The sequence below is a fragment of the Nonomuraea solani genome, from assembly GCF_900108335.1.
In the GTDB taxonomy this organism is placed as follows: domain Bacteria; phylum Actinomycetota; class Actinomycetes; order Streptosporangiales; family Streptosporangiaceae; genus Nonomuraea; species Nonomuraea solani.
Genome location: NZ_FNVT01000017.1, coordinates 41,063 through 61,577 on the forward strand (window position 1 = coordinate 41,063; position 20,515 = coordinate 61,577).

17 protein-coding genes and 1 pseudogene are annotated in these 20,515 nt (G+C 70.8%); 8 read left to right on the forward strand and 10 right to left on the reverse strand.

The features are described from left to right. The first annotated feature begins 90 nt into the window (after positions 1–90). Together secG and C4V41_RS42765 are read left to right on the forward strand one after the other, a co-directional pair. Positions 91–321, forward strand: coding sequence for a preprotein translocase subunit SecG (gene secG, locus C4V41_RS42760; protein WP_103961759.1), 231 nt, complete (start codon positions 91–93; stop codon positions 319–321). A 74-nt stretch (positions 322–395) separates the two neighbouring features. Continuing rightward, positions 396–740, forward strand: coding sequence for an RNA polymerase-binding protein RbpA (locus C4V41_RS42765; RefSeq protein ID WP_103961760.1), 345 nt, complete (start codon positions 396–398; stop codon positions 738–740). 121 nt (positions 741–861) lie between these two features. Here the strand turns inward: C4V41_RS42765 and C4V41_RS42770 are convergent, their stop codons facing one another. Beyond that, a complete protein-coding gene (locus C4V41_RS42770) occupies positions 862–2,463 on the reverse strand; it encodes an amidohydrolase (RefSeq protein WP_103961761.1) in 1,602 nt (533 codons plus the stop codon). 47 nt (positions 2,464–2,510) lie between these two features. Continuing rightward, complete coding sequence (locus tag C4V41_RS42775) at positions 2,511–3,887, reverse strand: NAD(P)/FAD-dependent oxidoreductase (protein WP_103961762.1); 1,377 nt, start codon at positions 3,885–3,887, stop codon at positions 2,511–2,513. Between the two features lie 107 nt (positions 3,888–3,994). On the opposite strand from C4V41_RS42775, the gene C4V41_RS42780 reads away from it, so the two are divergent. Further along, positions 3,995–5,017: a GNAT family N-acetyltransferase gene (locus C4V41_RS42780; protein WP_103961930.1), complete on the forward strand. Its 1,023-nt coding sequence runs from the start codon at positions 3,995–3,997 to the stop codon at positions 5,015–5,017. A 174-nt stretch (positions 5,018–5,191) separates the two neighbouring features. Here C4V41_RS42780 and C4V41_RS42785 read toward each other — a convergent pair. Next, positions 5,192–5,608, reverse strand: a pseudogene (locus C4V41_RS42785) (Clp protease N-terminal domain-containing protein); the annotation flags it as partial. A gap of 73 nt (positions 5,609–5,681) precedes the next feature. Between C4V41_RS42785 and C4V41_RS42790 the strand changes: the two are divergent. The 3 genes from C4V41_RS42790 to C4V41_RS42800 are packed head-to-tail and all read left to right on the forward strand — an operon-like array spanning position 5,682 to position 7,951. After that, positions 5,682–6,446, forward strand: a complete 765-nt coding sequence (locus tag C4V41_RS42790; protein WP_103961764.1) for a hypothetical protein — start codon at positions 5,682–5,684, stop codon at positions 6,444–6,446. Positions 6,447–6,491: 45 nt separating this feature from the next. After that, a complete protein-coding gene (locus C4V41_RS42795) occupies positions 6,492–7,358 on the forward strand; it encodes an oxidoreductase (protein ID WP_103961765.1) in 867 nt (288 codons plus the stop codon). Positions 7,359–7,375: 17 nt separating this feature from the next. Next, complete coding sequence (locus C4V41_RS42800; RefSeq protein WP_146103999.1) at positions 7,376–7,951, forward strand: TetR/AcrR family transcriptional regulator; 576 nt, start codon at positions 7,376–7,378, stop codon at positions 7,949–7,951. A gap of 1,085 nt (positions 7,952–9,036) precedes the next feature. On the opposite strand, the gene C4V41_RS42810 is transcribed toward C4V41_RS42800, so the two are convergent. Next, the gene (locus C4V41_RS42810; protein ID WP_103961768.1) at positions 9,037–9,783 is read right to left on the reverse strand and encodes a class I SAM-dependent methyltransferase; all 747 of its coding nucleotides are present in this window, start codon (positions 9,781–9,783) and stop codon (positions 9,037–9,039) included. A gap of 98 nt (positions 9,784–9,881) precedes the next feature. Here C4V41_RS42810 and add point away from each other — a divergent pair, with 98 nt between their 5' ends. Beyond that, positions 9,882–10,913: an adenosine deaminase gene (gene add / locus C4V41_RS42815; RefSeq protein ID WP_235030740.1), complete on the forward strand. Its 1,032-nt coding sequence runs from the start codon at positions 9,882–9,884 to the stop codon at positions 10,911–10,913. A gap of 231 nt (positions 10,914–11,144) precedes the next feature. Here add and pgl read toward each other — a convergent pair whose 3' ends face one another. The 6 genes from pgl to tkt are packed head-to-tail and all read right to left on the reverse strand — an operon-like array spanning position 11,145 to position 19,250. Then, complete coding sequence (gene pgl, locus C4V41_RS42820; protein WP_103961769.1) at positions 11,145–11,918, reverse strand: 6-phosphogluconolactonase; 774 nt, start codon at positions 11,916–11,918, stop codon at positions 11,145–11,147. A gap of 5 nt (positions 11,919–11,923) precedes the next feature. Next, positions 11,924–12,841 carry a glucose-6-phosphate dehydrogenase assembly protein OpcA gene (locus C4V41_RS42825; RefSeq protein WP_103961770.1) on the reverse strand — a complete coding sequence of 306 codons (918 nt, stop codon included), beginning with the start codon at positions 12,839–12,841 and terminating at the stop codon, positions 11,924–11,926. Continuing rightward, entirely contained in the window at positions 12,842–14,443 is a 1,602-nt protein-coding gene (gene zwf, locus C4V41_RS42830; RefSeq protein WP_235030741.1) for a glucose-6-phosphate dehydrogenase, read from the reverse strand. A gap of 1 nt (position 14,444) precedes the next feature. After that, positions 14,445–16,058: a glucose-6-phosphate isomerase gene (locus C4V41_RS42835; RefSeq protein ID WP_103961771.1), complete on the reverse strand. Its 1,614-nt coding sequence runs from the start codon at positions 16,056–16,058 to the stop codon at positions 14,445–14,447. Then, the gene (gene tal, locus C4V41_RS42840) at positions 16,058–17,149 is read right to left on the reverse strand and encodes a transaldolase (RefSeq protein WP_103961772.1); all 1,092 of its coding nucleotides are present in this window, start codon (positions 17,147–17,149) and stop codon (positions 16,058–16,060) included. Before tal ends, C4V41_RS42835 begins: the two co-directional genes overlap by 1 nt. 7 nt (positions 17,150–17,156) lie before the next feature. Next, positions 17,157–19,250 carry a transketolase gene (gene tkt, locus C4V41_RS42845; protein ID WP_268808796.1) on the reverse strand — a complete coding sequence of 698 codons (2,094 nt, stop codon included), beginning with the start codon at positions 19,248–19,250 and terminating at the stop codon, positions 17,157–17,159. Between the two features lie 271 nt (positions 19,251–19,521). Between tkt and C4V41_RS42850 the strand changes: the two genes are divergently transcribed. Continuing rightward, positions 19,522–20,466 carry a heme o synthase gene (locus C4V41_RS42850; RefSeq protein ID WP_103961774.1) on the forward strand — a complete coding sequence of 315 codons (945 nt, stop codon included), beginning with the start codon at positions 19,522–19,524 and terminating at the stop codon, positions 20,464–20,466. The last annotated feature ends 49 nt before the right edge of the window (positions 20,467–20,515 follow it).

The following is a 20,515-nucleotide window of genomic DNA, read 5'->3' on the forward strand; positions in this document are numbered from 1 at the left end:
TCTGGGGGTGCGACTTGACAGCAGGCCGTACCCTCAAGAGGCAAGTTTGAATCGTCACGCGTAACAGAGCATTGAAGGAACAGGCATACCGTGGAAATCGGAATCTCCATCGCCCTCATCCTGGCGAGCCTTCTCATGATCCTGCTCGTCCTGCTCCACAAGGGCAAGGGTGGTGGCCTGTCTGACATGTTCGGCGGCGGTTTCTCGTCGAACTTCGGTGGTTCCTCGGTGGTGGAGCGCAACCTCGACCGGCTGACCGTCATCACGGGCACGGTCTGGTTCGTCTGCATCATCGCTCTCGGCCTGCTCATGAGGCCCTGAGCCAAAAAGTTAACGCGTGACAGTGATTCTCCCCCCGTGTCTGTACGCGGGGCGATCGAGCGAGGAGTTCATCCGTGGGTAGTGGCAACGCGATCCGTGGCAGTCGAGTCGGTGCGGGCCCGATGGGGGAGGCCGAGCGCGGCGAGGCGGCTCCGCGAGTGCGGGTCTCGTTCTGGTGCGCCAACATGCACGAGACGCGCCCCAGTTTCGCCAGTGACGCGGCGGTCCCCGAGACGTGGGACTGCCCACGTTGCGGCCTTCCGGCCGGCCAGGACGAGGAGGCCCCGCCTGCCCCGCCGAAGAACGAGCCGTACAAGACGCACCTGGCTTACGTGAAGGAGCGCAGGAGCGACAAGGACGGCAAGGCGATCCTCGAGGAGGCACTGGAGCGCCTGCGCAACAACAAGTCCCCCTGGTAGTGCGCGACCGCGAAAGGGCCCCGGAGCAGGTCTCCGGGGCCCTTTCGCGTCTTGGAGGGGCCGGCGGCCTCGATGAGCCGCGTTCGTCGTACGGGGTCAGCGGGTTTCGGGAACCGGCACGTCAGCGGGCTTCGTACACCGGTTCGCCGTCCACGAACGTCATCCGCACCCGTGTCGTCCAGATCTCGGCGGCGGGGAGGTCGAACGGGTCGCGGTCGAGCACCACCAGGTCGGCCGGGCGTCCCGGCTCGATGGCGCCGGCCGGAGAGCGGTTGATCCAGGCCGAGCCCGCCGTGTACGCGGTCATGGCGGTCGCCAGGTCGAGCCGCTGGCCGGGCAGGAACGGGGTCTGCGCGGTCGGGTAGCCGGCGTGCACCGAGTCGCCGGGCTCGGTGCGGTTGACCGCGACGTGCATGCCCTGCAGCGGATCGGCGCTGGAGACCGGCCAGTCGCTGCCCGCGCAGAAGCGGGTGCCGTGCCGGAGCAGGTCGGCGAACGGGTACTGCCAGGAGGAGCGCGGCTCACCCAGGTACGGCAGCGTCAGCTCGTCCATCTGGGCGTGGTGTGTGGCCCACAGCGGCTGCAGGTTGGCCGTGACGCCCAGGGCGGCGAAGCGCGGCACGTCAGAGGGCTCGATGATCTGCAGGTGCGCGATGTGGTGCCGGTTGGCCGGATCGGTGCCCTCGAAGCTGTCCAGGGCCTCGCGCACGGCCCGCTCGCCGATGGCGTGGAAGTGCACCTGGAAGCCGAGCCGGTCCAGCTCGGCGACGTACGACTTGAGCTTGCCCGGGTCCACGTACGACAGGCCCGTGCCCCCGCACAGGCAGTAGGGCTCCAGCGTGGCGGCCGTGAAGTTCTCCGTGATGCCGTCCTGCATGATCTTGACCGAGGTGGCCTTGAACCGGTCGAGCCCCTCTGCGGCGGCCCGGCGCGCCACCAGGTCGTCGATCTGCTCCAGGCCCCGCGTACGGTCCCACCACAGGGCGCCCGTCACGCGCGCCCGCAGCCGCCCCGCGCGGGCCGCCGCCACATAGGTGGGCAACTGGTCCCGGGAGCCCGCGTAGGAGCCCACGATGGCGTCCTGCCAGCCCGTGACGCCCAGCGAGAACAGGTGCTCCTGCGCGTCGGCCAGCGCGTCCTGCAGGTCCTGGTCGGTGGGGCGGGGGGTGAGCAGGCCGACGAGGTCCATGGCGCCCTCGTGCAGGACGCCGGTCGGGGCGCCGGTCGCGTCGCGTTCGATGCGGCCGTCGGCGGGGTCGGGGGTGTCGCGGGTGATGCCGGCGCGTTCGAGGGCGCGGGTGTTGACCCAGGCGGCGTGGTGGTCGCGCTGGATCAGATAGACGGGGCGGTCGAGGAAGTCGATCTGGTCGCGATGGGGAAGACCGCCGGGGAATGCCGACATGTCCCAGCCGCCGCCATCAATCCACTCTTTATCGGGATTTATCGCGGCGTAGTTTTTGATCTTCGCGATATATGCGTCAAGCCCGAAAACCTCTGACAAATCGCACTTTGCGCGTTCCAGGCCCGCCTGGACCGGATGGATGTGCGCGTCCGTGAAACCGGGCACCAGCAGACCGCCGCCGAGATCGACCGTCTCGTGGGCCTGTCCTGCCAGGTCCCCCTCCGCGTCCACGGCGGCGATCACGCCGTCGCGCACCAGCACGGCCTCGGCCACGACGCCCTTCGGGGTGAAGACGCGGCCCCCTCGGAAGAGGATGTTCATGGGGTCTCCCTTTCTCGATCACACCATCTTCCCGCCGCGAGGGCGGTTCAGTGACCGGTGATCAGGTCGGCGAAGCGGGCCAGGACAGAGGTACGCGGCATGGTGTGCTCGCGGTGGTCCGCCATCCGGTACAGGCGGTACATCGTGTGCACGCCCAGCCACCGCAGCGGCTCCGGCTCCCAGCGGCGTACCTCGCGGCCGACCCAGGGCAGCGTGGTCAGCTCCGTCTCCTCGCCCAGGATCAGGTCGCGGAGCGTGCGGCCGGCCAGGTTCGTGGTGGTGACGCCGTGCCCGGTGTAGCCGCCGGCCCAGCCCAGGCCGGTGGCCGGGTCCACGTGGACGGTCGAGCACCAGTCGCGCGGCACGCCGAGCACGCCCGACCAGGCGTGGGCGATCGAGGCGGAACGGGCGGCGGGGAAGAAGTCGGTCAGCAGGCTCCACAGGGCCTCGACGGTCCACTCGTGGGTGTGGCCGCGGGCGTCGATGCGCGAGCCGTACAGGTAGGGGCGGCCGCGGCCGCCGAAGGCGATGCGGTCGTCGGCGGTGCGCTGGGCGTACATGTAGTAGTGGGCCAGGTCGCCGAGCAGTTCGGCGTCGCGCCAGCCGACCTCGTCCCAGAACGACGGCGGGAGGGGCTCGGTGACGATCATGGAGCTGTTCATGGGGAGCCACTGCCTGCGCAGGCCGCGCAGGCGGGCCGTGAAGCCCTCCGTGGCGCGGATCACGTGGCCGGCCGTCACCGTGCCGTACGGGGTGACCGCCCGGTGCGGGGCGATCTCCGTGACCGGGGTGCGCTCGTAGATGGGCACGCCGAGCTCGCGTACGACCCTGGCCAGGCCCTGTGCCAGCTTGGCGGGCTGGATGCGCGCGCAGTGGGGGCTCCAGGAGGCCGCCAGCGCCCCGTTGACCCGGATGCGGTCCGCCGGGCCCACCAGGCGCAGATCGGGCTCCTCGATGCCCCACGCGCGGGCCGAGGCCACACTCTCGCGCAGCCGGGCGGCCTGGGCGGGGGTGCGCGCCACGTTGACCACGCCGCCCTTGACCAGGTCGCAGTCGATGGACTCCTTCTCACAGACCGCGATGACCTCGTCGATCGAGGTGTACATCTCGCGTTGCATGCGGCGGGCGTCCGCGCCGTACCGCTCGTGCGAGCCGGGCAGGTCGCCGGTCAGCCAGCCGCCGTTGCGGCCCGACGCGCCGAAGCCCGCGAACTCCTGCTCCAGCAGCACGACCCGCAGGGACGGGCGGGCGCGCTTGAGGTAGTACGCGGTCCACAGGCCCGTGTAGCCGGCGCCGACGATGGCGACGTCCGCCTGGAGGTCGCCATCGAGCCGGGGACCGGGGGCGGGCACGCCGGAGTCTCGGTACCAGAAGGACACGTCGCCGTTCACAAACCCAGACGACAAGGGGACACGCGCGCTCATAGCGACATATCATCCTATATCGGGAAAAATCACGCATCTTGCGACGAAATGCGCGATGAAACACGTCGTTAGCGGGCGCGTAACAGCCGCCGGGCATGCTCGTGTGCATGGGATTCTTGCGTATCCGGACCACGGTGGACGAGCGACCCGGCCGCCTGGCCTCGCTGGCCGCGGCCCTGGCCGACAGGGGCGGCAACATCCTCGGCCTGAGCGTACAGTCCGACACCGACGGCACCGTCGACGAGTTCGTCGCCGACATTCCCGCGAACCCCGAGACCGTGCGCGAGGCGCTGGAGGCGGCCGGTGGCCGGCGCGTCCAGGTCGTGCCCGCCACCGCTCACGAGCTGACCGACGAGCCCACCCGGGCGCTGCTGCTGGCCTCGCGCCTGCGCTCGATGCCCTGGCGGCTGCCCGAACTGCTGGCCGAACTGCTGCGCGCGGACGACGCGCGGTGGGTCTATGGTGAGCCGGTGAATGATCTTCCCGACCCGACCCTGCTCATCGTGCCGGTCGCGCCCAGGCGCTCGGTGCGGCTGCGCCGTGCCGAGCTGCCGTTCACGCTGACCGAGGCGGCCAGGGCGGCCTCCTTCGCCCGGCTCGCCCAGCCGGCCACCGGGCACGGCGGGGTCGAGCCCGCGGTCAAGCTCACCGACGGCGTCGAGGTCACCGTGCGCCCGCTGACCGGCATCTACCGCGAGGCCGTCCGCGACCTGCACGACAGGTGCTCGCCGGAGTCGCGCAGGTTCCGCTACTTCACCTCCATGCCCGCGCTGCAGCCGCGCATGTTCGACCGGCTGTGCGACAGGAGCCGTGGGCAGTCGCTGGTCGCCGGGCATGACGGGCAGGTCGTCGCGATGGCGAATCTCATGTTCACCCCCGACCCGGGCATCGCCGAGATGGCCTTTCTCGTCGAGGACCGCTGGCAGGGGCGCGGCCTGGGCACGGCGCTGGCCAGGATGCTCGTACGCACCGCCCGCGACCTCGGGTACGCCGAGGTCAGAGCCACGATGCTGGCCGACAACGCCAGGATGCGCAGCCTGCTGGTCTCCCTGGGCGCCACGCTCACCTACACCGAGGACCCCGGAGTGATCGAGTCTCGCCTGCCGGTCGGCGCCGTGGCGTCAGCCTAGGCCCTCCTCTTTCCCCGGGCTCTCGGGGTTCTCGGCGGCCGGCCGTTCGATGCCCAGGTGCCGTTCGATGCGCTCCAGACTTTCCTGGATCTGCGTGAGCCGCTCGCCCAGCACGGAGCCGCCGGCGAAGAACATCTCGCTGGGGCGCTCCTTGGAGCCGCGGCCCACCCGGTCCAGCAGGCGCTGGCGTACGTCGGCGAGGTCCGTGCCCGCGTCCACGAGCGCCTGCGCGGCCAGGCCCTCGCCCTCCTTGATCAGCCCGAGCAGGATGTGCTCGGTGCCGATGTAGTTGTGGCGCAGTTGCAGGGCCTCGCGCAGCGACAGCTCCAGGACCTTCTTGGCTCTCGGTGTGAACGGGATGTGCCCGCCGGGAGACTTGGCGCCGCGGCCCACCTCGCGCTCGACGAACGCGCGTACCAGATCGAGCTCGACCCCGCAGTCTTCGAGGACCAGCGCGGCCAGTCCCTCACCCTCGTGGATGAGGCCGAGCAAGATGTGCTCTGTGCCGATGTAGTTGTGGTTCATCATCCGCGCCTCCTCCTGGGCGAGGACGACGACCCTGCGCGCACGGTCGGTGAAGCGTTCGAACACCGGGGGCCTCCGTTCGGCTGGGGCTGCCTCCACTATGCGCTAGAAACCCCGTGATGTGGGGTATTTGTCCTGTGTGGATCTTGACGAGGTAGCCGACCGGCTGTATGCGCTGCCGCCGTCCGAGTTCACCGCCGCGCGCGAGGCCGAGGCCCGCGCGGCGAAGGACGCGGGCGATGTACGGCTGTCGCGGGACATCGCGAAACTCCGCAGGCCGACGGTCTCCGCCTGGGCGGTGAACCGGCTCGCCCGCGACCATCCCGACGCGCTGGCCGACCTGCTCGACGTGGGGGAGCGGCTGCGTACGGCCTGGGCGGAGCAGGACGCCGACGCGCTGGCCGAGCTGACCCAGCGCCGCGCCGACGCGACGGGCAAGGTGGCCCGGCTGGCCCGGCAGGCGGGCGGCCTGTCGTCGGCGGCCGCGACCGAGGTGGACCAGACCCTGGACGCCGCCGTCGTGGACGCCGACGCCGCCGCGGAGGTGCGTCTCGGCCGGCTGGTCAAGCCGCTGCGCTACAGCGGCTTCGCGCCCACCCCGATCCCGAGCGGGCGCCCCGCCGCGAGGAGGCGGAAGAGTCCCGAGGACGAGGCCGCGGAGACCAGGAAACGCGAGGAGGCCGAGGCTCGCAAGGCCAAGGAGCGCGAGGAGGCCGAGGCCGCGCACCGGGAGTGGCGTGAGGCGCTGGAGGTGGCCGAGAAGGAGCACGATGAGCGCGCCGAGAAGGTCGCGCGGCTGGAGGGGAAGCTGGCCAAGGCGCGCAAGAGGCTCGCCGACAGCCGGCAGCGGCTGGAGGTGACGCGGCGCGAGGAACGGCACGCGCGGCAACGGCTGGATCGATGAGTTAGGGTAGGTGTACGAAACGGTTTCGTACACCTTGGAGTGACGATGACTTGGACCCCTGCCTCCATGCCCGACCTGAGCGGCAAGACGGCCATCGTGACCGGCGCCAACACCGGCATCGGCCTGCCCACCGCACTCGAACTGGCCAGACACGGCGCCCGCGTCATCGTCGCGGCCCGCAACCCGGACAAGGGCGCCACCGCCGTCGAGCGGATCCTGGGCGCGGTGCCCGGCGCGCAGGCCGAGTACGGCCGGCTCGACCTGGCCGACCTGGCCTCGGTCAGGCGGTTCGCCGAGGGCGTCGAACGGGTGGACCTGCTGATCAACAACGCCGGCATCGGCATGATCCCCCGGCAGGAGACCAAGGACGGCTTCGAGATGCAGTTCGGCACCAACCACCTGGGGCACTTCGCGCTCACCGGGCTGCTGCTGCCGCTGCTCCTGGCCGCCCCGGGCGCCCGCGTGGTGAACGTGTCCAGCGACGCCCACACGGTGGGCAGGATCGACTTCGACGATCTGGGGCTGGAGCGCGGTTACCGCAAGATGGCCGCGTACGGGCGCTCCAAGCTCGCCAACCTGCTCTTCACCCTGGAGCTGCAGCGGCGCGCCGAGCGGGCGGGGGCCGGGCTGATCAGCGTCGCGACCCATCCGGGCATGACGGCCACGAACATCATCAAGATCGGGCCGCTCCAGCCGCTCCTCGGCGTGTTCCTCAAGGGCCCGGAGCGTGGCGCGCTCTCTTCCCTGTACGCGGCCACCTCCCCCGGCCTGCGCGGCGGCGAGTTCGTCGGGCCCACGCTCAAGCTGCTCAAGCCGTCGGCGACGGCCCGCTCGGAGGAGGTCGCCCGGCGGCTCTGGGACGTGTCCACGGAGCTGACGGGCGTACGATTCGATGAGATCGCCCACCGCTGAACCGTAAGGACGTGCACGTGGCTCCACTCGACCCTGCGCGTGACAGGGCCATCCTCGACGCCACGTTGGAGCTGCTGTCGGAGGTCGGCTACGACAGGATGTCGGTCGACCAGATCGCCAAGCGGGCCAAGGCCAGCAAGGCCACCATCTACCGGCGGTGGGCCGGCAAACCCGAACTCGTGGTGGACGTCATCTGCCGGCGGTTCGACACCGACGCGCCGCCGGGGGAGGACACCGGTTCCCTGCGGGGTGACCTGGTCAGCATCTTCCGGGGGCTGTGCGAGGCGGTGGAGCGCAAGCACACGCTCATCATCGGGCTGTCGTCGACGCTGGTGTCCAACCAGGAACTGGCCCGGACGCTGCGGGCCCACATGCCGACGAAGAACCTCGGCGACGTGGGGGCGCTGCTGGAACGGGCCGTGGTGCGCGGCGAACTGGGCGGGCCGGTCGACGCGGGGCGGCTCTTCGGGGTCGCGGAGGCGCTGGTGTGGCACCGCATGATCTTCGCGGGCCCCCCGTTCGACGCCGCCTTCGTCGAGGAGTCGGTGGACGGGGTGCTCATGCCGGTGGCCTTGGCCTGGTCGGCGGGCTAGCTTTCGGCCTCGATTCCCGCACGTCACCCGCCGCACTTCGGCGCGGTCCCTTTGATTGAGGGGAAGCAGTGAGGTCGCCTGCCTTGCGCTGAGGTCGCTTTGTGTTGGCGGCGGTGGTGAGATCGGTCGCCTTGCGCCGAAAGGGCGGCGGTGCGCCAGAGGGGCGGCGAGGTCGGCCATCTTGCCCCTGAGGAGGCGGCGTCGCGGCGGTCGTGAGACCCGGCGCCCTGCGCCGGAGTGGGGCGGCGAGTCCGGCAGCGTTGCCAGGGGTGGCGGGGTCGCCTTGCACCAGAGGGGACGGCCTTGCGATGGGGGAGGCTGCGAGGCCGTGCCTTGTGCTGGGGAGGCGGCGAGGTCGCCCTGCGGCGGCCGTGAGGCCGGCCGCCTCGCGCAGGAGGGGTGGCGGTGCGCCGGGAGGGTGGCGGTCCGCTGGAGGAGGCGGTGAGGCCGGCCTTGCGTTGGGGTGTGGCGAGGGCGCCTTGTGCGGGCGGAGGTGGTGAGGCGGCTGTCTGCGCCGCCGGAGGGAACGCCCGTGCGTCGGGGAACGGCGACGCCGCCAGCTGCCCTTGAGAGCGGTGGCATCGCCGATCGGCCTGCGCCTGAGGGCGGCGGGCCCGGCTGGTCACCTCATGCCGAAGGGGCGGCAAGGTTGGTCGGCCCATGCCGGAGGGGCGGCAAGATTGGTCAGCTCATGCCGGTGGGGGCGGCAAGATTGGTCGGCCCATGCCGGTGGGGGCGGCCTGACCGACCACGCTGCCTGGCCGACCGGCCTGCGTCCGAGGGCGGCGGCATGGCTGGCCGGGCCGTGCGTGGGGGTGGCGGCATGGTTGGCCGGGCCGTGCCGGGGGGCGGCGGTATGGCCGGTCGGCCTGTGTCGGAGGGCGGCCTGGCTGGTCGGGCGGTGCTGGCCGGGTCGTGCTGGTCGGGCTGTGCCGGTCAGGCCGTGCCGGTTGGGCTGGCCGGTGGGACGGTGCCGGAGGGGTGGTATGCCGGTCGGGCTGTGTTTGGGAGGGGCGGTAGGGGCGCGCGTCCTGTGTCTGAGGGAGGTGGCGTGGGTGGGTCGTGCCGTGGGAGGAAGGGTGGCGTTAGCGGGTGGCGTGGGCCAGGTAGGCGCAGACGGGGAAGCCCTCCTGCGCGTACGGGGTGGCGAGTCGGAGGTAGTGGGATCTGATGCGTTCGACGGTCTCCGGCGGATGGTCGGCGATCACTCCGAACCGGGGGCCGCCCGACTCCACGATGTCGGTCCACCAGGTTTCCAGGTCGACCTGGTGGCGCCATCTGACGGAGTCGACGGCCGGGGCCTGGAAGCCCGCCTCCGCGAGAAGGGCGGTGAAGCGGGGCGGGGTGTCGTGGGCGGAGAACGGGCGTCGCGGAGGATCGTAGGGGACCTCGGCGGCGGTGATGGCCTCGGTGAAGACGCTCGTGGCGGTCATCTCGTCGGACTTCCACCAGGTCAGCGCGATGGTGCCGCCGGGACGCAGGACGCGGTGCAGCTCCTTGAGGGCTCCGGCGGTGTCGGGTACGTGGTTGATGACGAAATTTCCGGCTATCGCGTCGAAAAGCTCGCCCTCAAAGGGCAACTCGGGAAGCGTGGCCTGCCGGATGGTCGCGTACGGATGCCGCCGCGCGATCAGCTCCAGCATGACCGGATCGGCGTCCACGGCGGTGACCTCGGCCCCTAAGGCGAGCGCCGCAGCCGTCACCACGCCGGTGCCGCAGCCCACGTCGAGCAGGCGCGGGGCGAGACTCTCGCGGGCTGTGGCCAGAAGGGGGCCGACGGTGTGGGAGCTGAGGTGGGCGAAGCCGCGATCGTACGCTTCGGCGTTGGTCACGGACCTACCCTAACGTAGCCAGAGAACCTGACATTCTGATGTGATATTTACCGGCAAACCCTATTTTTTCGTGAAATGTCGCCTCTAAGGTCGTCGGCATGACCATGACCACCGACGCCTTCATCCAGGCTCTCCCCAAGGTCGAGCTGCACGTCCACCTCGTCGGCTCGGCCTCCGTCCCCACCGTGCTGGAGCTGTCCCGCCGCCACCCGGGCAGCGGCGTGCCCACCACGGAGGAAGAATTGCGCCGCTTCTACACCTTCCGCGATTTTCCGCACTTCGCGCAGGTGTACCGGGCCGTCAACGGTCTGGTACGCGACCCCGAGGACGTGGCCACCCTCGTCCTCGGCCTGGCCCGCGACCTCGCCCCCCAGGGTGCCCGGTACGTGGAACTGCAGGTCACGCCGTACGCCCACAAGATCGTCGGCATGCCCATGCGCGAGGTCACCGAGGCCCTGGACCTGGCCGCCCGCCGCTCACTGGAGGAGCACGGAGTCGAGATGGCCTACATCTTCGACATTCCCGGCGAGTACGGCGAGGAGGCCGCCAAGGCCACCCTGGACCACGCCCTCCAGGAACCTCCCGCCGCGCTGGTAGGTTTCGGCATCGGCGGCATAGAACAAGAACGTACGAAATATCGGGACATCTATCGTTCGGCCTTCTCGGCCGCCCGCGCGGCGGGCCTGCACAGCGTCCCCCACGGCGGCGAGATGACCGGCCCTGAGACGATCTGGGAGGTCATCGAAGGCTACGGCGCCGAGCGCATCGGCCACGGCATCAACTGCCTGTCCGACCCCCGCCTGGTGGCCCACCTGCGCGAGACCCAGCTCCCCCTGGACGTGTGCCCGACCTCCAACGTGTGCACGGGCCAGATCACCCGCATCGAGGACCACCCACTGCCCCGGATGCTGGAAGAGGGCCTGTACGTCACCCTGAACAGCGACGACCCGCCGATGTTCGCGACGACGCTGGCCGACGAATACCGGGTGGCGGCCGAGGCGTTCGGGTTCGGGAAGGAGGAGCTGGCCCTGCTGGCGCGCAACGGGGTGCGCGCGGCATACCTCTCGGAGGAGCGCAAGCGGGAACTGGAGACGGAGATCGACGCGCTCGTCACAGGCGCAGGCGTCTGAGCGCGCTGCGAACGCGCCTAAAGCGCCGTACAGGCGCCCTAAAGCGCCGTACACGCGCCAAAACGCAGGACAGACGTCCCAAAAGCGCTGTACACACGCCCCAAAGCGCCGTACACACGCCTGAAAGCGCCGTACACACGCCTGAAAGCGCAGGACGCGCGTCCGGGACGAGCCGAACGCGCGCCTGAGGCGAGCCGAAGGGCGGCGCCGGGTGGACGCCGCCCGTGGTCGTCACGGGGACGCCATGCGCCCCAGCCCCGGCGGGATCTTGCCGGCGGCCGTCCGGTCCAGCAGGAACAACGTCCGCCCCCGCCCCCGAGCCCCGGCCGACGGGACCTGGACGGGCCCCGAGTCCGACAGGGCCAGGCGGACCGCGCCCGACTTCTCCTCCCCGGCCGCCACCACCCACACCTCGCGTGAGGACTGGATGGCGGGCAGAGTCAGCGAGATGCGCGTGGGCGGCGGCTTCGGGGCGCCGTGCACCGCCACCACCGGGCGGGTGTCGTAGAGCGCCGGCATCCCCGGGAACAGGGACGCCACGTGCGCGTCCGGGCCCATGCCCAGCAGCATCACGTCGAAGTTCGGCACCGGCCCGTGGTCCTCGGGGCGGGACGCCTTGCGCAGGTCGGTGGCGTACGCCTCCGCCGACTCCTCCGCCGTCAGCCCCGAGTCGGGGCCGAGCATGACGTGCACCCGCTCCGGATCGACGTCCACGTGGTCCAGCAGGGCCTCGCGGGCGCCGGTCTCGTTGCGCTCCTTGTCGCCGGTGGGCAGGAAACGCTCGTCGCCCCACCAGACGTCCAGCCGCCGCCAGTCGACGGCGACGCGGGCGGGGGTGGCGGCGATGGCCGCCAGGGTGGCGATCCCGACCGTGCCGCCCGTCAGCACGATCGACGCCGAACCCTTGGCCGACTGCACGTCGACCAGCCGGGTGATGATCCGCGCCGCCACCGCCTTGGCCAGGACGTCGGCGTCTCGGTGTACGACGATCGTGGGAACGCTCACTGTCGTCATCCCTTGTACGTCCTCGCGAACCGCTTGACCGCGGCCTCGTAGATCTCGTCGCTGTCGAGCCTGCGCAGCTCCTCGGCCATGAGCTCCGAGGTGTGCCGCCTGGCCAGGGCCACGTTCCTGTCGGGCTGACCCGGACGGGAGAGCGTCGCCAGGCGGGAGTCGCTCCTGGCCACGGAGAGCGTACCGCCGGAGGCGACCTGCAGGCGTACGGCGGTCAGGCCGGGACCCGGCGAGTCGATCACCTTGATCGACGCCCCGAGGCGCTCCGACAGCCAGGCGGCCAGCAGCACCGCGCTCGGGTGGTTGGGGGCGGCCTCCACGATCCCCTTGCGGATCTTGCCGACCGGCTGGTCGAACGCGGCCGCCAGCAGGCTGCGCCACGGCGTCAGCCGGGCCCAGGCCAGGTCGGTGTCGCCACGCGCGTAGCCCTTCGCCCTGGTCACCAGCGACTGCACACCGCCGTCGTCGAAGCCCTTGGCGTCGGTGATGCGCCGCTGGGCCAGCGCCCCGATCGCGTCCTTGGACGGCACGTCGGGGGCCTCGCCCGGCCACCACGCCACGACGGGGGTGTCGGGCAGCAGCAGCGGGCTGACCACGGAGTCGGCGTGCTCGGTCAGCTCGCCGTACAGGCGCAGCACCACGACCTCGCCGGGCGTCGACTCACCGATGCGCAGCTCGGCGTCGAGCCTGATGGGCTCCTCCACCTCGCGCTTGACCACCACGATGATGCGCGACGGGTGCTCGCGGGCGGCCTCGGAGGCGGCGCGCAGCGCGTCGTACTGGTGGCGCTCCTCGCAGACCACGACCAGCGTCAGCACCATGCCGACCGCCGGGGCGCCCATCTGGTGACGCAGATGGGTGAACTGGGCCGAGATCTTCCCGGCCGTGGTGTCCGACAACATGAAGGTCGTCATCTAGAGCCTCCTCCACACGCGGCCGTCGCGGGCCATCATCGCGTCCGCCGACGGCGGGCCCCACGCGCCGGACTCGTACGGCTCCGGCTGGCCCTGGGTGGCCCAGAACTCCTCGATCGGGTCGAGGATCTTCCACGACAGCTCGACCTCCCGCTGGTGCGGGAAGAGGGGCGGGTCGCCGATCATGACGTCGAGCAGCAGCCGCTCGTACGCCTCCGGCGACGACTCCAGGAACGACTCGCCATAGGCGAAGTCCATGGAGACGTCACGGACCTCCATCTGCGTGCCCGGCACCTTCGAGCCGAACCGCACCGTGATGCCCTCGTCCGGCTGCACCCTGATCACCAGGGCGTTCTGCCCGAGGATCTCGGTGTCGTCCTTGCTGAAGGGCAGGTGCGGCGCCCGCTGGAACACCACGGCCACCTCGGTGACGCGGCGGCCCAGGCGCTTGCCGGTGCGCAGGTAGAACGGCACGCCGGCCCACCGCCGGTTGGCGATCTCCAGCTTGATGGCGGCGTACGTCTCGGTGATGGACTCGGCCGAGATGCCGTCTTCCTGCAGGTAGCCGACGACCTTCTCGCCACCCTGCCAGCCCGCCGCGTATTGTCCGCGGGCCGTGTCGAGCCCGAGGTCAGGCGGCTGCTGCACGGCCTTGAGCACCTTCTCCTTCTCCCGCCGCAGCGCGGAGGCGTCGAAGGAGGTCGGGTCCTCCATCGCGACCAGCGCGAGCAACTGGAGCAGGTGGTTCTGGATGACGTCGCGGGCCGCGCCGATGCCGTCGTAGTAGCCCGCGCGCCCGCCGATGCCGATGTCCTCGGCCATGGTGATCTGCACGTGGTCGACGAAGCTGCGGTTCCAGATCGGCTCGTAGAGGTTGTTGGCGAACCTCAGCGCCATGATGTTCTGGACCGTCTCCTTGCCCAGGTAGTGGTCGATCCGGAAGATCGAGCTCTCCGGGAAGGCCGACGTGGTGATCTCGTTGAGCTCGTGCGCCGACTTCAGGTCGTGCCCGAACGGCTTCTCGATGACCACCCGCCGCCACGAGCCGTCGGGCGCGTCGGACAACCCCGTCCGCCTGAGCTGCTCCACCACCGTGGGGAAGAACTTCGGCGGCACCGACAGGTAGAAAGCGTAGTTTCCGCCCGTGCCGCGCGTCTCGTCGATCTCGGCCAGGGCCATGGCCAGCGCGTCGAAGGCCCCGTCGTCGTTGAACTCGCCCGGCACGAAGTGAATGCCCTCGCGAATCTGCTTCCAGACCTCCTCACGGAAAGGGGTCCTGGCGTGCGCCTTGACGGCGTCGTGCGTCAACTGGGCGAAATCCTGGTCCTTCCAATCGCGCCGGGCGAACCCGACCAGCGAGAAGCCGGGCGGCAGCAGCCCCCGGTTCCCCAGGTCGTAAATCGCCGGCAGCAGCTTGCGCTTGGCCAGGTCACCCGTCACGCCGAACAACACCATCACACACGGTCCCGCCACCCGCGGCAGCCGCTTGTCGCGCGGATCGCGCAGCGGGTTGGCTGCCGCCACCTCCTCGGTGGTGGCGATGCCCGCGACGGCCGCCGCCACGAGGGCGGCCTCCTCCGCGGGCGCTGCCGGGTCTGTCATCTCAAGCCTCCTGTGCGGCTGCGAGCAGGTGAGCGACACCCGCCACGCGGTCGGTCAAATGCAGGCGTACGGCCGGACGCCCGCGCGTCTCAAGCGCCCCCAGGTCGCCGAGCGCCTGGGCGAGCTGAAGCCGGCCCAGCGTGTAGGGCCGGCCGGGCACGGGCACGTCTTCTGCCACGGCCCCGGTGATCTGCAGGAACACGCCGTTCTGCGGCCCGCCCTTGTGATATTGCCCGGTCGAGTGCAGGTAGCGGGGGCCCCACCCGAAGGTCACGGGCCGGTCGGTACGCAGTGCGAGCAGCGCCCGCAGCGTCGCCGGATCGGCCATCATCCAGGCGTCGGTCATCTGCTCGAAGTCGGCCCCGTCGGGCACCGGCGCGTCGAAGGCGGCCAGCCGGTCGAGGTAGGCCGTGATCGCCAGGTAACCGTCGCCCGGCACCGCGCGGAGCAGCTCGGCGAACACCCCGGGCAGGTCCTTCGCCGTCACCGCGCCGTAGACCTCCACCGGGCCGTCCGTGAACGCGGGCCCGCCGGTGGGCAGGTCGGGCAGGGCCAGCAGGGATGCGGTGTTGTCCTTCGACTCGGCCACGTTGGGCTGGTCGAAGGGGTCGATCTCGATCAGCAGCCCGGCGATCGCGGTGGCGTATTCCCAGACCAGGAACTGCGCGCCCAGGGGCCCGTCCACGCGTACGTCACCGCCGTCCGACTCGATCGCGACGACGAGCTCGTCGCCCGCCCGCGTCGGGTCGGCGCCCACGATCGGCAGGATCCCCCTGCCCTGCTTGCCGGTGGACTCGGCGACGAGCTGCTCGATCCAGTCGGGCAGCCCGCTGATGGACGAGAGCTGGTCTTCCAGCAGCAGCTTGTCGCGCCCGGCCAGCGCCGAGCCGCCGAGCGCGGCCCCCAGGTCGAGCCCGGGGTTGCCGGTGTCGCGCGACAGCAGCGGCAGGATCTCCTCCGCGTCGTCGAGCAGCCGCGCCACGTCGGCGCCCGCCAGCGCGCTGGGCACCAGCCCGAACGCCGACAGGGCAGAGTAGCGGCCGCCCACGTCGGGAGGCGCCAGGAACAGGTGGTGGCCGCCGTCGAGGGCCCGCTGCTCCAGCGGCGAGCCCGGATCGGTGACGACCACGATGCGGCCCGCGGGCGCCAGGCCCGCGTCGGCGAAGAGCCGCTCGTAGATCCGCAGGTGGCAGTCGGTCTCCACGGTCGAGCCGCTCTTGCCGGCCACGACCACGATCGTGGCCTCCAGCGGCTCGGTGAGCGCGCGGCGCACCTGCCCGGGATCGGTGGTGTCGAGCACGGTGAGCGGCACGTCGGCGGTGTCGCAGATGACCTCCGCCGCCAGCGACGAGCCGCCCATCCCGGCCAGCACCACGTTGGTCAGGCCCGCGGCGCGGGCCCGCTCGGCGAGCTCGCCCAGCTCGGGCAGCAGCTCGCGCGAGGAGCGGGGCAGGGTCAGCCAGCCGAGCCTGACCGCCGCCTCCGCCTCGGCGTCCTCACCCCACAGCGTGGGGTCGCCGCCGGCGAGCCGCGCGGGCACGCCGTCGGCGACGAGGCGCCCCGCGACGGAGGAGGCGGCCGAGGCCACCCCCTCCTCGCGGTAGGACACCTCCATCACGGAACCAGGTTCTTCTTGACGCTCTCGAGCAGCTCGTTCCAGGACGCCTCGAACTTCTGCACGCCCTCGTCCTCCAGCACCTTCACGACGTCGTCGTAGTCGACGCCGGCCTCCTTGAGCTCGGCCATGGTGTTCCAGGCCTGCTCGTAGAAGGGGCGCACGGTGTCGCCGGTGACGTTGGCGTGGTCGGCCACCGAGTCGAGGGTCTTCTCCGGCATCGTGTTGACGGTGCCGGGGGCGACGAGCTGGTCGACGTACATCGTGTCGGAGTATTCGGGGTTCTTGACGCCGGTCGAGGCCCACAGCGGCCGCTGCGGGCGGGCGCCCGCCGAGCGCAGGCGCTGCCAGCGCTCGGAGTTCATCACGTCCTCGAAGGCCGCGTACGCCAGGCGCGCGTTGGCGATGCCCGCCTTGCCCTTGAGCTCCGGCTTGCCGAGCTTGTCGAGCCGCTTGTCGATCTCGGTGTCGACCCGGCTGACGAAGAACGAGGCCACCGACTCGATCGTGGCCAGGTCGAGGCCCTTGGCCTGCGCGGCCTCCAGGCCGGCCAGCCAGGCGTCCATGACCGCGCGGTAGCGCTCGAGCGAGAAGATCAGCGTGACGTTGACGCTGATGCCCTCGGCCAGCGCCTGCGTGATCGCGGGCAGCCCCTCGGCCGTGGCGGGGATCTTGATGAACAGGTTGGGCCTGTCGACCATCCACCACAGCGCCCTGGCCTCGGCCACCGTCTTCTCGCTCTCGCGAGCCAGGCGGGGGTCGACCTCGAGCGACACGCGGCCGTCCACGCCGCCCGTGGCGTCGTAGACGGGGCGCAGCACGTCGGCGGCCCAGCGGATGTCGTAGGTCGTGATGGCGCGTACGGCCTCGCCCACGTCCACGCCGCGTACGGCCAGGTCGTGGAGCTGGGTGTCGTAGGCGTCGCCCTTGCTGAGCGCGCTGGCGAAGATCGTCGGGTTGGAGGTCACCCCGACGACGTTCTTCTCGCGGATCAGCTGCTCGAGGTTGCCGGTGCGCAGGCGCTCGCGACTGATGTCGTCGAGCCAGATGGCCACGCCCTGGCTGGACAGCTTATTGAGGATCTCGCTCATCTTTTCTTCAGTTTCCCGTCGTCTCGCCCTTGTCCTGACCCAGCTTGGCCAGGCTCGCCTTGGCCGCCGCCGCCACCCGCTCGGGCGTCAGCCCGAACTGCTCGTACAAAGTCTTGTACGGCGCGGAGGCACCGAAGTGTTCGAGGCCCACCACCTCTCCGCACTCGCCGACGAACTGGTGCCAGCCGAGCGCGATGCCCGCCTCGACCGCGACACGAGCCCGGATCGAGGACGGCAGTACGGTCTGCCTGTATGCGGAGTCCTGCCCGTTGAACCACTCGACACACGGCATCGACACCACCCGCGTGGGAATGCCCTGCGCCTCCAGCAGATCGCGGCCGTTCACCGCGATCTCCACCTCGCTGCCGGTGGCGATGAGGATGACCTTCGGCTCGCCGTTGGACGCATCGCGCAGCACGTAGCCGCCGCGGGCCACGCCCTCGGCGCTGGTGCCCTCGTAAACCGGCAGGTTCTGCCTGGTCAGCGCCAGGGCAGCGGGCCGGTCGGTGTGCTCGAGCACGGCCTTCCAGGCGTAGGCGGTCTCGTTGGCGTCGGCGGGGCGCACCACGTCGAGGCCGGGGATCGCGCGCAGTGCCCACAGGTGCTCGATCGGCTGGTGGGTCGGGCCGTCCTCGCCCAGGCCGATGGAGTCGTGCGTCCACACGTAGGTGACCGGCAGCTTCATCAGCGCCGCCAGGCGCACGGCCGGCCGCATGTAGTCGGAGAAGACCAGGAACGTGCCACCGTACGGGCGGGTGCCGCCGTGCAGCGCGATGCCGTTGAGAATGGCGCCCATGCCGTGCTCGCGGATGCCGAAGTGCATCGTGCGGCCGTAGCGGTTTCCCGGGAACGCCTTGGTCTGGTATTCCTCCGGGATGAAGGACGGCTCGCCCTTCATCGTGGTGTTGTTGGACTCCGCCAGGTCGGCCGAGCCGCCCCACAGCTCGGGCAGCACCGGCGCGAGCGCGTTGAGCACCTCGCCGGAGGCCTTGCGGGTGGCGACAGAGCCGCCCTTCTCGAACGACGGCAGCGCCGCGGCCCAGCCGGCCGGCAGCTCGTGCTTGGAGATGCGGTCGAGCTCGGCGGCCCGCTCGGGGTTGGCCAGGCGCCAGTCGGCGAAGCCCTTGTCCCAGTCGGCGTGCTCGGCGCGGCCGCGCTGGGCGACGCCGTGGGCGTGCGCCAGCACCGCGGCCGGCACGTCGAAGGTCTTGGCCGGGTCCATGCCCATGACCTGCTTGGTGGCGGCGACCTCGGACTCGCCCAGCGCCGAGCCGTGGATCTTGCCGGTGTTCTGCTTGTTCGGGGCCGGCCAGCCGATGATCGTGCGCAGCCGGATGAACGACGGCCGGTCGGTCTCCGCCTTGGCCTTCTGCACCGCGTCCCAGAGGGCCTGGACGTCCTCGACGTAGTCGCCGGAGGCGGTCCAGTCGACGCTCTCGGTGTGCCAGCCGTAGGCCTCGTAGCGCTTCACCACGTCCTCGGACTTGGCGATCAGCGTGTCGTCCTCGATGGAGATGCGGTTGTCGTCCCAGATCACGATGAGGTTGCCCAGCTTCTGGTGGCCGCCGATCGCGCTGGCCTCGTGGCTGATGCCCTCCTCGATGTCGCCGTCGCTGACGAAGCACCAGATGTGGTGGTCGAACGGCGAGGCGCCCGGCTCGGTGTCGGGGTCGAACAGGCCGCGCTCGCGGCGGGCCGCCATCGCCATGCCGACCGCGTTGCCCAGGCCCTGGCCCAGCGGGCCCGTCGTGGTCTCGACGCCCGCCGTGTGACCGTGCTCCGGGTGACCCGGCGTGAGGCTGTCCCACTGGCGCAGCCGCCTGAGGTCGTCGAGCGACAGGCCGTAGCCGGACAGGTAGAGCTGGATGTAGAGCGTCAGGCTCGAGTGGCCGCACGACAGCACGAACCGGTCGCGGCCGAGCCAGTTGGGGTCGGTCGGGTCGTGCCGCATCGCGCGCTGGAACAACAGGTAGGCGGCGGGGGCCAGACTCATGGCGGTGCCGGGGTGGCCCGAGCCCGCCTTCTCCACTGCGTCCATCGCCAGGGCTCGAACGACGTCGACCGCCTGCTTGTCCAGGTCGGTCCATTCAAGGGCTGGCACGAGTTCGGTGCTCAAGTGCTGGGTCTCCGGAATCTAGTTGTCATTGGTATGCCGGTTGGCTATCCCGCCCATACGGGACCCTAACCGAGGGCGGCAGGCGATCGATTCCCATTCCACCCTCGCGTGTCCATGTACGGCGCAAGCCCCCCATTGGCCGGACCGGCCGCCCCTGCTACTACAGTTTGTTTGTTCGCAGGGGCGTCACGGCGCCCACCCATGGATCCGCTCTTATCAGAGGTTACGCGTTGACTCCGCACAGGCTGGAAGCGCCTTGACGGTGCTGACCAACAGGCAGGCGACGGCCCCATCACCACAGGTGGAGGCGCCGCGCTCGATCGGCATGATCGTGAAGGCCTACATCGCCCTCACCAAGCCGCGGATCATCGAGCTGCTGCTGATCACGACACTGCCGGTGATGTTCCTCGCGGCGGGCGGCCTGCCGCCGCTGTGGACGTCCATCTCGGTCATGGTGTTCGGCACCCTATCGGCGGGCAGCGCCAACGCGCTCAACTGCTACGTCGACCGCGACATCGACCAGAAGATGCGCCGCACCCGCCGCAGGCCCCTGGCCAGGCACCAGGTGTCGCCGCGCGGCGCGCTGATCTTCGGCATCGTGCTCGGCGTCCTGTCCACGATCGGCCTGTGGGTCACCACCAACTGGCTCGCCGCGGTGCTGTCGACGGCGGCGATCCTGTTCTACGTGCTGGTCTACTCGATGATCCTCAAGCGGCGCACGGCCCAGAACATCGTCTGGGGCGGCATCGCGGGCTGCATGCCGGTGATGATCGGCTGGGCGGGCATCACCGACCGGCTCGACTGGGCGCCGCTCGTGCTGTTCGGGGTGGTGTTCTTCTGGACGCCGCCGCACACCTGGACACTGGCCATGCGCTACAAGGAGGACTACGCGGCGGCCAAGGTGCCGATGCTGCCGGTGGTGGCCACCGAGCGGCGGGTCATCCTGGAGTCCATCGCCTACACGTGGGCGACCGTGCTGTGCTCGCTGGCGCTGTGGCCGGTGGCCGGCACCACGCTGTTCTACCCGATCGTGGCGGCCGTGCTCGGCGTGATGTGCCTGTGGGAGGTGCACCGCCTGCTGGCCCGGCTCAACTCCGGCAAGACCGGCGTCGACCTGCGGCCCATGCGCTTCTTCCACTGGTCGAACGCCTATCTGGCGCTGTTGTTCCTGGCCGTGGCGATCGACCCGCTGCTGGCCTGACGTCCTCCTCGCCCGGCCGTTGCGCCGGGCCTTTTTCCCTCCTTATCAT